Source organism: Methylobacterium crusticola, from assembly GCF_003574465.1.
Taxonomy (GTDB): domain Bacteria; phylum Pseudomonadota; class Alphaproteobacteria; order Rhizobiales; family Beijerinckiaceae; genus Methylobacterium; species Methylobacterium crusticola.
In genome coordinates this window covers 1-13,440 of the sequence record NZ_QOWC01000098.1, presented here as the reverse complement: position 1 = coordinate 13,440, position 13,440 = coordinate 1, and the positions used below count along the sequence as shown (strand labels likewise).

General features: G+C 75.5%; 11 protein-coding genes. 7 read left to right on the top strand and 4 right to left on the bottom strand.

Going from position 1 to position 13,440, the window contains the following annotated elements; translation table 11 throughout:
* Positions 1–239: 239 nt before the first annotated feature.
* Positions 240–509, bottom strand: a complete 270-nt coding sequence (locus DT057_RS21915; RefSeq protein ID WP_128564232.1) for a hypothetical protein — start codon at positions 507–509, stop codon at positions 240–242.
* 243 nt (positions 510–752) lie between these two features.
* On the opposite strand from DT057_RS21915, the gene DT057_RS21910 reads away from it, so the two are divergent.
* From DT057_RS21910 to glgX, 3 genes are all read left to right on the top strand, one after another.
* Positions 753–1,385, top strand: coding sequence for an urease accessory protein UreE (locus DT057_RS21910; protein ID WP_128564231.1), 633 nt, complete (start codon positions 753–755; stop codon positions 1,383–1,385).
* Between the two features lie 107 nt (positions 1,386–1,492).
* Entirely contained in the window at positions 1,493–2,500 is a 1,008-nt protein-coding gene (gene dusA / locus DT057_RS21905; RefSeq protein ID WP_128564230.1) for a tRNA dihydrouridine(20/20a) synthase DusA, read from the top strand.
* 158 nt (positions 2,501–2,658) lie between these two features.
* Positions 2,659–4,767, top strand: a complete 2,109-nt coding sequence (gene glgX, locus DT057_RS21900) for a glycogen debranching protein GlgX (protein ID WP_128564229.1) — start codon at positions 2,659–2,661, stop codon at positions 4,765–4,767.
* Between the two features lie 18 nt (positions 4,768–4,785).
* Here the strand turns inward: glgX and topA are convergent, their stop codons facing one another.
* Entirely contained in the window at positions 4,786–7,488 is a 2,703-nt protein-coding gene (topA, locus tag DT057_RS21895) for a type I DNA topoisomerase (protein ID WP_128564228.1), read from the bottom strand.
* 189 nt (positions 7,489–7,677) lie between these two features.
* On the opposite strand from topA, the gene DT057_RS21890 reads away from it, so the two are divergent.
* The 4 genes from DT057_RS21890 (at position 7,678) to dprA (ending at position 11,806) form a co-directional block, all read left to right on the top strand.
* A complete protein-coding gene (locus tag DT057_RS21890; protein ID WP_128564227.1) occupies positions 7,678–8,625 on the top strand; it encodes an aspartate carbamoyltransferase catalytic subunit in 948 nt (315 codons plus the stop codon).
* Positions 8,626–8,696: 71 nt separating this feature from the next.
* Entirely contained in the window at positions 8,697–9,992 is a 1,296-nt protein-coding gene (locus DT057_RS21885; RefSeq protein WP_128564226.1) for a dihydroorotase, read from the top strand.
* Complete coding sequence (gene plsY, locus DT057_RS21880) at positions 9,992–10,582, top strand: glycerol-3-phosphate 1-O-acyltransferase PlsY (protein WP_128564225.1); 591 nt, start codon at positions 9,992–9,994, stop codon at positions 10,580–10,582. Before DT057_RS21885 ends, plsY begins: the two co-directional genes overlap by 1 nt.
* Positions 10,583–10,618: 36 nt before the next feature.
* Positions 10,619–11,806, top strand: a complete 1,188-nt coding sequence (gene dprA / locus DT057_RS21875) for a DNA-processing protein DprA (RefSeq protein ID WP_128564224.1) — start codon at positions 10,619–10,621, stop codon at positions 11,804–11,806.
* A gap of 106 nt (positions 11,807–11,912) precedes the next feature.
* On the opposite strand, the gene DT057_RS21870 is transcribed toward dprA, so the two are convergent.
* Positions 11,913–12,209: a DUF1330 domain-containing protein gene (locus DT057_RS21870; RefSeq protein ID WP_128564223.1), complete on the bottom strand. Its 297-nt coding sequence runs from the start codon at positions 12,207–12,209 to the stop codon at positions 11,913–11,915.
* Between the two features lie 148 nt (positions 12,210–12,357).
* Positions 12,358–13,440 (bottom strand): ATP-dependent helicase C-terminal domain-containing protein (locus tag DT057_RS21865; protein ID WP_276469426.1); only part of this gene is annotated, 1,083 nt, incomplete at its 5' end.

Here is a 13,440-nt window from a genome sequence, read left to right as displayed (position 1 = left end):
GGCCGGAGCGGGGAGGGCGGGCGCGGGGTTCGAGCGGTCGTCATGCCGCCCTATCTAGGGCCATCGTGCCGAAACCGGAATCGGCCGGTAGGGCTATCCCGGGCGCCCGAGGGCGCGGCCCAGCCGCTCCGGGCAGGGCCGCGGCGGCGGGGCACCCCTCGGTGGGGCACCTCTCGGCGGGGTGCCCGGCAACGGGATGCCCCGCAACGGGGCCGCGGCTCCGCGGCGGGGCGACGCGATCAGCGGCAGTAGATGTTGCCGTAGGGATCGCGGTAGGTGCCGTAGGGGCATTGCGGGGCCGTCGCCGCGCCCACCAGGGCGCCGCCGGCCGCGCCGATGAGGCCGCCCGCGACGGCGCCGCTGGCCCGGCCCGTGGCCGCCGCGCCGACCGCGGCGCCGGTGAGGCCGCCGAGGGCCGCGCCGCCGGCGGCGCGGTCGCCCGGCGTGTTGCAGGCGCCGACCGAGAGCGCCAGGGCGCCGGCGAGCGTGGCGGCGATGAGCTTCTTCATGATGGTGATCCCCTCGTGCGATTCGCGGTCTGGCTGCCGGCGTTCCCGCCGCGTGCCGCTGGTTGCAGCTTAGCCATTGAACGGCTGAACGCCAAATGAGCCCGGCGCGGGAGGGTTCCCGGGCGCAGGCCCGCGGCGTCCGAAAGCGCGGCGCTGCGGCACGCGCGCCACAGGCCCGGCGCTCTGCCGCCGCGCCGGCAAATGCTCTACAGGGAGCCGACGCGTTCCTGCCGCGAGGACCTCATGCTGCGTGCCACCACCATCGTCCGCAAACCCGCCGTCCGGCCCGACGCCGTGGTCGACACGGTCGCCCTCGACCACGCGGCGCGCACCCGGAGCGAGGCCGACCTGACCGCCGCCGGCGGGCTCGCCTTCCGGCTCTCCCTCGGCCGGGCCGCGACCCTGGAGGACGGCGACGCGGTCCGCCTCGACGACGGCCGCCTCGTGCGCATCGCGGCGGCGGCGCAGTCCCTCCTGGAGATCCGGGCCGGGAACCCCGCGCGCCTGACGCGCCTGGCCTGGCAGCTCGGCAGCAACCACGTCCAGGCGGAGATCACCGCCGACGCGCTCTACGTCCTGGCCGACCCGGCCGTGGCGGAGCTCGTCCGCGGCCAGGGCTGCACCGCCGCCCCCGTCGAGCGGGCCTTCCGGCCCGAGCGCGAGGCCGCCGCGCACGACCACAGCCAGTGCGGCCACGACCACCATGGCCACGACCACCACGATCACCGCCACCACGACCACGACCACGCCGAGCCCGCGCCCGCCCTGCACGGGCACGCCCCCGATGCCCACGCCCATCCCGCGCACGGCCCGGCCGGCCACGTGCACGGCCCGGCCGGTCACGTCCACGGACCGGGATGCGGCCACGACCACTGAGGGGCGGGCACGCCGCCGCCGGGTGCGGCGCCCGAGGGCGGGCACCCGCTCCGCGCGGGGGCGAGCGCCCCCGCGACCGAACACGATCGACGCGAGCTGAGAAGGCGATGGACCCCATTCCCCGTCCTGCGACGACGTGGCGCTTCAGCGTCGCCCCGATGATGGACTGGACGGACCGGCACTGCCGGGCCTTCCACCGGACGCTGTCGAGGCGCGCCCGGCTCTACACCGAGATGGTCACGACGGGGGCGGTGCTGCACGGGCCCCGCGAGCGGCTGCTCGGGTTCGATCCGGCCGAGCACCCGGTGGCGCTCCAGCTCGGCGGCTCCGAGCCGGCCGAGCTCGCGGCGGCGGCCCGCATCGCGGCGGATGTCGGCTACCACGAGGTGAACCTCAACGTCGGCTGCCCCTCCGACCGGGTGCGGGACGGGCGCTTCGGTGCCTGCCTGATGCGCGAGCCGGCGCGCGTCGGCGCCTGCGTGGCGGCCATGAAGGCGGCGGTGTCGGTCCCCGTCACGGTGAAGTGCCGCCTCGGGGTCGACGACCAGGACCCGGAGGCCGCCCTCGACGCCCTCGTGGCCGCGGTGCGGGCGGCGGGCGCCGACGCCGTGGTGGTGCATGCCCGCAAGGCCTGGCTCCAGGGCCTGTCCCCGAAGGAGAACCGGGACGTGCCGCCCCTCGATTACGGCCGGGTCCACCGCCTCAAGCGGGCGAACCCCGGCCTCCCGGTCGCGATCAACGGGGGCCTGCGCACCCTGGAGGAGGCCGCGGCCCAGCTCGCGGCCGTCGACGGCGTGATGCTCGGGCGGGCCGCCTACGCGGATCCGGCCCTCCTCCTCGGGGTCGACCCGCTCCTGTTCGGCGCGCCCGCACCGGTGCCGGACCCGTTCGCGGCCGTGGAGGCCTACGCGCCCTACGTCGCCGGGCGGCTCGCCGAGGGCGTGCGCCTGCACGCGATGACGCGCCACATGCTCGGCCTGTTCAACGGCCGCCCCGGCGCCCGCGGCTACCGCCGCCACCTCTCGACGGCGGGCACGCGGCCGGAGGCCGGCCTCGGCACCCTGCGGGAGGCGGTGGCGCTGGTCTCGCGGGAGGAGGGGCGGGAGGCCGCCTGACCGGGCCGGAGCGGGCGGCGGGCCCCGGGGCGCCCGCGCCCCGCGGCCGGCCCGCAATCTTGGCAATGCGCCGGCCCGCAGGCATGGTCGTGCGCGACCGGCCGGCCGGCCGGGGTCCCGCGCCCGACCGCCGCGGGCAGACGATGGACAAGGACGGCATGATCGCTCTCGACGACGGCGCGCCGGCGCCCCTCGGCGCCCATTTCGACGGGCGCGGCATCAACTTCGCGCTGTTCTCGGGCCACGCCACCGCGGTCGACCTCTGCCTGTTCGACGCCTCCGGCCGGGTCCAGACCGACGTGGTCCGGCTGCCGCGGCGCACGGACGACGTCTGGCACGGCCACCTCGCCGGCCTGCTGCCGGGCCAGCTCTACGGCTACCGCGTCCACGGGCCGTGGGAGCCGGCGCGGGGGCACCGCTTCAACCCCTCCAAGCTCACGCTCGACCCCTACGCCCGCGAGCTGCACGGGCGCGTGCGCTGGCACGACGCCCTCTACGCCTACCGCCGCGGGCTGCAGCGCGACGACCAGGTCGACCGCCGCGACAGCGCCCCGATGATGCCCAAGGGCATCGTGACCGCGCCCGAGGCGCTCCTCCCCGACGACCCGCCCCTGCGCCGGCCGCTCACCGACAGCGTGATCTACGAGGCGCACGTGCGGGCCCTGACCCAGGCCCATCCGGGCGTGCCGCTGCCCTGGCGCGGCAGCTACGCGGCGCTCGGGCACCCGGCGGTGGTCGACCACCTCGTCGGCCTCGGCGTCACGGCGGTGGAGCTGCTGCCGATCCAGGCCTTCGTGGACGACCGCTTCCTCGTGGAGCGCGGCCTCACGAACTTCTGGGGCTACTCGCCCCTCAACTACTTCTCGCCCGAGCCGCGCTACCTCGGCCCGGGCGGGAGCGCGGGGCTGCGGGCGGCGATCCGCCAGCTCCACGCCGCCGGCATCGAGGTGCTGATGGACGTGGTCTACAACCACACCTGCGAGGCCGACCGGCACGGCCCGAGCCTGTCCTTCCGGGGCGTCGACAACGCGAGCTACTACAAGCTCAGGCCCGACGACCCGCGCCAGGACATCGACTGCACGGGCTGCGGCAACACCCTCGACGTCGCCCATCCGCGGGTGCTGCAGATGGTGCTCGACTCCCTGCGGCACTGGGTCGAGGCCTACCGCATCGACGGCTTCCGCTTCGACCTCGCCTCGAGCCTCGCCCGCTCGCCCCACGATTTCACCCCCCGGGCGGCGGTGTTCCAGGCCCTGCTCCAGGACCCGGTCCTGTCCCGGGTCAAGCTCATCGCCGAGCCCTGGGACGTCGGGATGGGCGGCTACCAGCTCGGCGGCTTCCCGATCGGGTGGAGCGACTGGAACGACCAGTTCCGGGACGCCGCCCGCGGCTTCTGGCGCGGCGACGACGGCCAGCTGCCCCGGCTGACGCAGGGCCTCACGGGCTCCCGCGAGATCTTCGCGCCCTCCGGACGCGGCCCCTCGGCCAGCATCAACTTCATCACCTCGCACGACGGCTACACCCTCGCCGACGTGGTCTCCTACGAGCACAAGCACAACGAGGCGAACCGCGAGGACAACCGGGACGGACACGGCCACAACGTCTCGCGCAACTACGGCGTCGAGGGGCCGACCGAGGACCCGGCGGTCGCGGGCGTGCGCGCCCGGCAGAAGCGCAACCTCCTCGCCACGATCCTGCTGGCCCAGGGCGCCCCGATGCTGCTCATGGGCGACGAGCGCTCGCGCACGCAGGGCGGCAACAACAACGCCTACTGCCAGGACAACGCCACGTCGTGGATGGACTGGGAGAACGACGGCGGCGACCCGGCGCTGCTCGCGTTCCTGCGCAACCTGCTGGCGCTGCGCCGCGAGCACCGGGCCCTGCGCCGGCGCAAGTTCCTGACCGGCGAGAAGGTCGCGTCCAACGGCCTCAAGGACGTCCACTGGCTCTCGCCCTGCGGCGCCGAGATGGACGACGCGGCCTGGGGCGACGCCGCGCGGAGGGCCTTCGGCATGCAGATCGGCAACGACGCGCCGGACGGGCGCCGCCTCCTCATCCTGGCGAACGCCGCCGAGGCGCCGGTGGAGTTCCACCTCGCCCGCGTGGTCGGCGGCCCCTGGGCGCCGGTCTTCGACACCACGGCGCCGGACGGGAGGCCCCTCGCCCGCGAGGCGGTGCGGGCCGGTGGCCAGGTGCGCCTGCCGGAACGCGCGCTCGTGGTGCTGGCGCGCTCGGCGGCGCGGGCCCCCAGGGGCGCCGGGGGGTAGGAGGCCCCGTCGCGCCCGCTACTCCCCGGCCGCCGCCTTCCCGGGCGCCTTCCTGGCGGCCGCGGGCTTCTTGGCGGGCGCCTTCTTGGCCCCGGCCGCCTTGGTGCCGGCCGCCTTGCGGGCGGGCGCCTTGGCGGCGTCGCCGGAGGCGCGCCCCCGCGCCCCCTTCTTCTTCGTGCCGCCCCCCGCCTCGCGACGGGCCGCGATCAGCCGCAGGGCCTCCTCGAGGGTCAGCGCCTCGCCGCTGGCGCCCTTGGGCAGCGTCGCGTTGATCTCGCCGTCCGTCACGTAGGGCCCGTAGCGGCCCGCCTTCAGGGTGACGGCGCGCCCGCTCTCCGGCGCCGTGCCGATGACCCGGCCGGGATCGGCCACGGGCCGGCCGCCGCCCTGCTCCTTCTGGACGATGAGGTCGATGGCGCGGTTCGGCCCGATCTCCAGAACGTCGTCGTCGCGCCCGAGATTGGCGTAGGTCTTGCCGTGCTGCACGTAGGGCCCGTAGCGGCCGATGCTGGCCAGGATCGGCTCGCCCGTCTCGGGGTGGCGCGCCACCTCGCGGGGGAGCGCCAGGAGCTTGAGGGCCTTCGCGAGGTCGATCGAGGAGGGCGCCGCGCCCTTCGGCAGGGAGGAGCGCTTGGGCTTCTCGGCGTCCTTGTCGGGGCTCGTCTCGCCGAGCTGGACGAAGGGCCCGAAGCGGCCGTCGCGCAGGGTCACGGGCATCCCGGTCTCGGGGTCCGTGCCGAGGACCCGCACCCCCGGCTGGCCGCCCTCGCCGCCCGCGCCCTCGCCCTCGCCCTCGAGGCCGGCGGCGTTGAGCTGGCGGGTGAACTTGCACTCGGGGTAGTTCGAGCAGCCCACGAAGGCCCCGAACTTGCCGAGCTTCAGGGAGAGCGTGCCGGTGGCGCAGGTCGGGCAGGTCCGCGGGTTGGCGCCGTCGGCCCGGGCCGGGAAGATGTGCTCGCCGAGCAGCTCGTTGAGGGCCTCCAGGACCTCGGCGGTGCGCAGCTCCTTGGTGCCGGCGATCGCCGCCGAGAACTCGCGCCAGAAATCCCGCAGCACCTCGCGCCAGTCGATCTCGGCGTTCGAGATCCGGTCGAGCTGCCCCTCGAGGTCCGCCGTGAAGTCGTACTCGACGTAGCGCCGGAAGAAGCTCTCGAGGAAGCCGGTGACGATGCGGCCCTTGTCCTCCGGCACGAGGCGCTTCTTGTCGATGCGGACGTATTCGCGGTCGCGCAGGACCTGGAGCACGGCCGCGTAGGTCGAGGGCCGCCCGATGCCGAGCTCCTCCATGCGCTTCACGAGGCTCGCCTCGGAGTAGCGCGGCGGCGGCTCGGTGAAGTGCTGGGTCGCGGCGATGCGCTCGCGGGTCAGGGGATCGCCGGCCGCCATGGGCGGCAGGCGGCGGGCCTCCTCGTCCTCCTCGTCGTCCTTGCCCTCCTGGTAGAGGGTGAGGAAGCCGTCGAAGCGCACCACCTGGCCGGTCGCCCGCAGGTCGATCCGGCGCGGCCCGACCTGGCCCGTCACGTCGACGGTGGTGCGCTCGAGCTCGGCCGATTCCATCTGGCTCGCCACCGTGCGGGTCCAGATCAGGTCGTAGAGCCTGGCCTGCTCGGGCTCGAGGTAGCGCGCCACCTCCTTGGGCAGGCGGCCGAGGTCGGTGGGGCGCACGGCCTCGTGCGCCTCCTGGGCGTTCTTCGCCTTGACGCTGTACTTGCGCGGCGCCCCCGGCACGTAGGCGTCGCCGTACTCCCGGGCGATGACCCCGCGGGCGTCCGCGATCGCCTCCGGCGCCATGTCGACGCCGTCGGTCCGCATGTAGGTGATGAGCCCGACGGTCTCGCCGCCGATCTCGGTGCCCTCGTAGAGCCGCTGGGCCACCCGCATGGTCTGGGCCGGCGCCATGCCGAGCTTGCGCGAGGCCTCCTGCTGCAGCGTCGAGGTGGTGAAGGGCGGCTGCGGGTGGCGCTTGGCGGGCTTGGCCTCGACGGAGGCGACCGAGAAGGTCGCGAGCTCGAGGTCGCGCCGGAAGGCCTCGGCCTCCGCGGCGGTGCCGACGTCGAGGCGCTGGATGCGCTTGCCGTCGGCCCCGACGAGGCGCGCCTCGAACACGGCCCCGGCGCGGGTCGCCAGGGTCGCGACGAGCGACCAGTACTCGCGGGGCTTGAAGGTCTCGATCTCGCGCTCGCGGTCGCAGACGAGGCGCAGGGCCACCGACTGCACCCGGCCCGCCGAGCGGGCGCCCGGGAGCTTGCGCCACAGCACCGGCGAGAGGTTGAAGCCCACGAGGTAGTCGAGGGCCCGGCGGGCCAGGTAGGCGTCGACGAGGGCCTGGTCGATGGCGCGCGGCTGGGCCATCGCGGTCTGCACCGCGTCCTTGGTGATGGCGTTGAAGGTCACGCGCTCCACCGGCACGCCCTTCAGCACGCGCTTGGCCTGGAGCGCCTCCAGGACGTGCCAGGAGATCGCCTCGCCCTCGCGGTCCGGGTCGGTCGCCAGGATCAGCTTGTCGGCCCCCTTCACGGCCCGGGCGATCTCGGACACCCGCTTGGCCCCGCGCTCCTCCAGCTCCCACAGCATCAGGAAGTCCTGATCCGGGTCGACGGACCCATCCTTGGCCGGAAGATCGCGGATATGCCCGAACGAGGCCAGAACCTCGTAGTCGCGCCCGAGGTATTTATTGATCGTCTTGGCTTTGGCCGGCGACTCGACGACGACGACTTTCATGAACGGCTTGCCTCTTCCCAAGCACACCGCGGCAGATCGATCTTCAACTTGTGCGGGGCGGCCGGCGCGCGAGTGGAGCGCCGCGAAATGCACAAGTGGGTGATGCCGGAGCGGTTGTCAAATCGTGGGATCGGCCGCGGGCCCGTCCTTGCGGCCCTGCGCCGCGGCTCCTATAGGCCTTCGCTCAGGATGAGCACCTCAAGTCCCTCCGGCTTCCCGCACCGCCACCTGCTCGGCATCGAGGGCCTGTCGCCCCTCGACATCGCCGCGCTCCTCGACCGCGCCGACGAGGCCGTCGACATCAGCCGCCAGGTGGAGAAGAAGCGCTCCACGCTGCGCGGGCGCACCCAGATCAACCTGTTCTTCGAGCCCTCGACCCGGACGCAATCCTCGTTCGAGCTCGCCGGCAAGCGCCTCGGCGCCGACGTGATGAACATGTCGGTCGCCTCCTCGTCGGTGAAGAAGGGCGAGACCCTGATCGACACCGCCGCGACCCTCAACGCCATGCGGCCCGACATCATCGTGGTGCGCCACCACGAGGCCGGCGCCGTGCACCTGCTCGCCCGCAAGGTCGACTGCGCGGTGGTCAATGCCGGCGACGGCGCGCACGAGCACCCGACCCAGGCCCTCCTGGACGCCCTGACCATCCGCCGCAACAAGGGCCGGATCGAGGGCCTCGCGGTGGCGATCTGCGGCGACGTCCTGCACTCGCGGGTGGCGCGCTCCAACATCATCCTGCTCCAGGCGATGGGGGCGCGCGTCCGGGTGATCGGGCCCTCGACCCTGCTGCCGCCGGGCATCGCGCGCTTCGGCGTCGAGGTCTTCACCGACATGCGGGCGGGCCTGCGCGACGTCGACATCGTGATGATGCTGCGCCTCCAGCGCGAGCGCATGAACGGCTCGTTCGTGCCCTCCGTGAAGGAGTATTTCCGGTATTTCGGCCTCGACGGCGACAAGCTCCGGCAGGCCCGGCCCGACGCGCTCGTGATGCATCCCGGGCCGATGAACCGCGGCGTCGAGATCGCGTCGGACGTCGCCGACGGGGCGCAGTCCCTGATCAAGGAGCAGGTGGAGATGGGCGTCGCGGTGCGCATGGCCGTGCTGGAGGCGCTGGCGATGCACCTGCCGAACGCGTGAGGGGCGCGTCCCTCCGGCCCCCGGCCGCGCACGCCGCCGCCGCCTCGAAGAACACGGAACGTGGGACGCCCATGACGCCGCTCCTGATCGCCAATGCCCGCCTCGTCGATCCCGCCAGCGGCCGGGAGGGGCCGGGCGCCGTCCTCGTCCGCGACGGCGTCGTCGCGGACGTGCACTGGGGGGCGGCGCCCCCGGCGCCGGAGGGCGCCGAGACGGTCGAGGCCGGCGGCCACGTCCTGGCGCCGGGCCTCGTCGACCTGCGGGCCTTCGTGGGGGAGCCGGGGGCCGAGCACCGCGAGACGCTCGCGAGCGCCAGCGCGGCGGCGGCGGCCGGCGGCGTCACCACGCTCGTGTGCATGCCCGACACCAACCCGGTGATCGACGACCCGGCCATCGTCGACTTCGTGCTGCGGCGCGCCCGCGACACCGCGAGCGTCCACGTCCTGCCCGCCGCCGCCATCACGAAGGGGCTCGGCGGCCGGGTGATGACGGAGTTCGGCCTCCTCGGCGAGGCCGGGGCGGTGGCCTTCACGGACGGGCTGCGCAGCCTCACGAACGCCCAGGTGATGCGCCGCGCGCTCACCTACGCCCGCGACTTCGGCGCGCTCCTGATGCAGCACGTCGAGGAGCCGGACCTCGTCGGCGACGGGGTGATGAACGAGGGCGAGATGGCCTCGCGCCTCGGCCTGCACGGCATCCCGCGGGAGGCCGAGACCATCCTGCTGGAGCGCGACATCCGCCTCGTGCGCCTCACCGGCGGGCGCTACCACGCGGCGATGATCTCCTGCGCGGACTCGGTCGAGATCGTGCGGCGGGCCAAGGAGGCGGGCCTGCCGGTCACCTGCGGCGTCTCGATCAACAACCTCGTGCTGAACGAGAACGACATCGGCCACTACCGCACCTTCTGCAAGCTCTCGCCCCCCCTGCGCGACGAGGCCGACCGGCAGGCCGTGGTGGCGGGCCTCGCCGAGGGCGTCATCGACGTCGTGGTCTCGGACCACAACCCGCAGGACGTCGAGACCAAGCGCCTGCCCTTCGCCGAGGCCGAGGACGGGGCGCTCGGCATCGAGACCCTGCTCGCCGCCGCTTTGCGCCTCGTCCACGCCGGCGACCTTCCCCTGCCGCGGCTGCTCGCGGCCCTCTCGAGCGCGCCCGCGCGGGTGCTCGGCCGCGCTGGCGGCCGCCTCGCCCCCGGCGCCCCCGCCGACCTCGTGCTGATCGACCCGGACGCGCCCTACGTCCTCGATAAGCGCCGGCTGCGCTCGCTCTCCAAGAACTCGCCCTTCGACGAGGCCCGGCTCCAGGGGCGGGCGCTCCTGACCCTGGTCGGGGGCCGGGTCGTCCACCGCTTCGAGGAGCCGCGCTGATGGACGGCCTCGTCCTCGCCGGCCTCGGCCTCGGCTACCTCCTCGGCGCGATCCCGTTCGGCCTGATCCTGACCCGGCTCGCCGGCCTCGGCGACGTGCGGGCGATCGGGTCGGGCAACATCGGCGCCACCAACGTGCTGCGCACCGGCCGCAAGGGGCTCGCCGCCGCGACCCTCCTCGGCGACGCCCTCAAGGGCACCGCCGCGGTGCTGGTCGCCGAGCGGCTCTGGGGCGCCGACGCCGCCATGGCGGCGGGCCTCGGGGCGTTCCTCGGCCACCTGTTCCCGGTCTGGCTCGGGTTCAGGGGCGGCAAGGGCGTGGCGACCTTCATCGGCGTGCTGCTCGGGCTCTATCCCCTCGGCGTCGTCGCCTTCGCGGCGGTCTGGCTCGGGCTCGCGGCCCTGCTGCGCTACTCCTCGGCCGCGGCGCTCGCGGCCTCCGCCGCCACGCCGCTCCTGCTCCTCGTCCTCGGCCACGGCCGCCTCGCCGCGCTGTTCTGCGGGCTCGGGCTGCTGCTATGGTGGAAGCACGCGCCCAACATCCGCCGCCTCATCGACGGCACCGAGGGGCGCATCGGGCAGAAGGGCTGAGGACCTCGGGCGGCCCTCACCCAAGGGGAGAGGGCCTTGCAACTCAGCGATGCGCAGCGTCTCGACTGGCTGCGACTGATCCGCTCCGACGGCATCGGGCCGCGCACCTTCCGGGGCCTCGTCAACCGCTTCGGCGGCGCCGGGCCGGCGCTCGCGGCCCTGCCCGGGCTCGCCCGGCAGCGCGGGCGGGCCATCAAGGTGACGAGCCGGGCCGCGGCCGAGCGCGAGGTCGCGGCCGCCGCCCGCCTCGGCGTCCGCTTCGTCGCCATGGGCGAGCCGGACTACCCCCTGCCGCTCCAGGCCACCGCCGACGCGCCGCCCCTGGTCGCGCTGCGGGGCGACGCCGCGGCCCTGAAGCGCCCGGCGGTGGCGATCGTCGGCTCGCGCAACGCCTCGGCTGCCGGGATGACCTTCGCGGAGCGGCTCGCCCAGGCGCTCGGCGCGGAGGGGCTCGTCGTCGTCTCGGGCCTCGCCCGCGGCATCGACGTCCGCGCCCACGGGGCCGCTCTCGCCACCGGCACGGTCGCGGTGCTGGCCGGCGGCCACGACAGGATCTACCCGTCCGACCATGCCGGCCTCGTCGAGCGCATCCTGGCGCAGGGCGGCGCGGTCCTGGCCGAGATGCCGATGGGCTGGGAGCCCCGCGGCCGCGACTTCCCCCGCCGCAACCGCATCATCTCCGGGCTCTGCCTCGGCACCGTCGTGGTCGAGGCGGCGCGGCGCTCGGGCTCCCTGATCACGGCGCGCTTCGCCCTGGAGCAGGGCCGGGAGGTGTTCGCCGTGCCGGGCTCGCCCCTCGATCCCCGGGCCGAGGGCACGAACGACCTCATCCGCCAGGGCGCCACGCTGTGTGCCGCCCCCGAGCACGTCCTGTCCGTGCTCGCCCCCCTGATGGGGCACGAGGCGCCGCCCGAGGGCGCGCAGGACGGGGCGCCGGCACCCGAGCCGGCCCTGTACTGGGACGAGATCGACTTCGCGGCCGACCCCGTCGGGTCGATGGCGGCGGAGCCCGAGCAGCCGTCCCTCGAACCCGCCGAGGCCGCCCCGGCGCCGGCCGACGAGCGCGGCCGCCTGCTCGCGCTCCTCGGTCCCGGCCCCATCGGCGTCGACGCGCTCGCCCGGCAGGCCGGACTGCCGGCCCGCGCCGTGCAGGGTCTGCTGATGGAGCTTGAGCTGGACGGGCGGGTGCTGCGGCACCCGGGCGGGGCGGTGTCGTCGCGCTGACGGCGCCGGGGCCCCGCCTCCCGTCCGCCGGGCCGGGCCGCGGGACCCGGGGCCGCGGGGGTCGGGGCCCGGCCGGGGTTCCTCGGAGCGCGTCCGGGCGGCGGCGTCAGGCTTGCGCGGCCTCGACGATCCGGATGTCGCGCTCGGCTCCGCCCGCCAGGGCGTTGAGCGCCTCCTGGTAGGCCGGGCTGTCGTGCGCGGCCCTCGCCTGCTCCACGCTGTCGAACTCGATGACGACGGTGCGCTGCGCCAGCCCGGCTTCGTAGACGTGCGCCGGCAATCCCCGCACCAGGATGCGTCCGCCGGCAGCCACGATGGCCGGTCCGCTCAGCCTGGCGTAGGCGGCCAGCGCGTCGGGGTTGCTGACCGCGCGGTACGTCGCGACCCAGTAGGCCTTGGCCATCGTCCACCTCCACGCCTCGCGATCGGACCTGTCGCGGCGTCTCCAGCGGGCAGGATAGCCCGTTCAGGGCGCACTGCCGAGCCTCCTCGGGACGGGTCGATCCAGGGGCTGGTCCGCCCGTGCGAGCCCCGCGCGGACCCGGCCGCCCTCAGGTGCCGCGCGGCTTCGCCCGGCGGGTCGGCGGGGCGGCCAGGGGGTCGTCCGGCCAGGGGTGGCGCGGGTACTGCCCGCGCATGTCGGCGCGCACCGAGGCCCAGGAGCCGCGCCAGAAGCCCGGGAGGTCGCGGGTGATCTGGATCGGGCGCTGCGCCGGCGAGAGCAGGTGGAGCACGAGCGGCACCCGCCCGCCGCCGATGGTCGGGTGGTGGGCGAGCCCGAACAGCTCCTGCACGCGCACCGCCAGGACCGGGCCGCCCTCGGCGCCGTAATCGACCGCGATGCGCGAGCCGGTCGGCACCTCGACGTGGGTCGGCGCCTGCGCGTCGAGGCGCGCGCGCAGGGACCAGGGCAGCAGGTCCCGGAGCGCCTCCGCGAGGGTCTCGCCGCCGACCTCGTCGACGCGGGTGAGGCCCGTGAGGCGCGGGCCGAGCCAGTCCTCGACCGTCGCCGCGAGGTGCGCGTCGGACAGATCGGGCCAGGGCTCGCCCTCCGCCGCGCGCAGGAACCGCACCCGCTCGCGCCATTGCTGCACGGCCCGGGGCCAGGCGAGGGCCTCGAGGCCGAGATCCGCGATCCCGCGCGCGAGGGTGCGGGCGCTCTCGGCGTCCGGGGGGACCGGGAGGACGCGCTCGCTCAGGGTCACGGCGCCGAGCCGGCGCCGGGCCCGGGCCCGCAGCGCGCGGGCCTCCGCGTCGAAGGCGACGCGGGTCCGGGACTCGATCCGGTCGCCGAAGGCCGCCTCGATGGCCTCGAGGCCGATCGGGGCCGCCGCGAGGATGCGGGCGGCGGCGGCCTTGCCGGCGATCTCCGCCACCGCGAGGTACGGCTCGCGGGCGAGCGCCAGGCCGGCGTCGAGGGCGGCGCCGCGGCCGTTCGCCAGCACGAACTCGCCGGGCCGGCCGCGGGCGCGGGCGATCCGGTCCGGGTACGCGAGGGCGAGGAGCTCGCCGGGGCCCGGGGCGGCGCTCCCCGGGGCGGCCGCCCCGTCCGCGGCCGCGAGCGCCGTCCTCGCCCAGTTGGCGGCGAGGCGGCGCATGTCCTCGGAGCGGGCGGCGCGGTCGCGGCGGAAGCG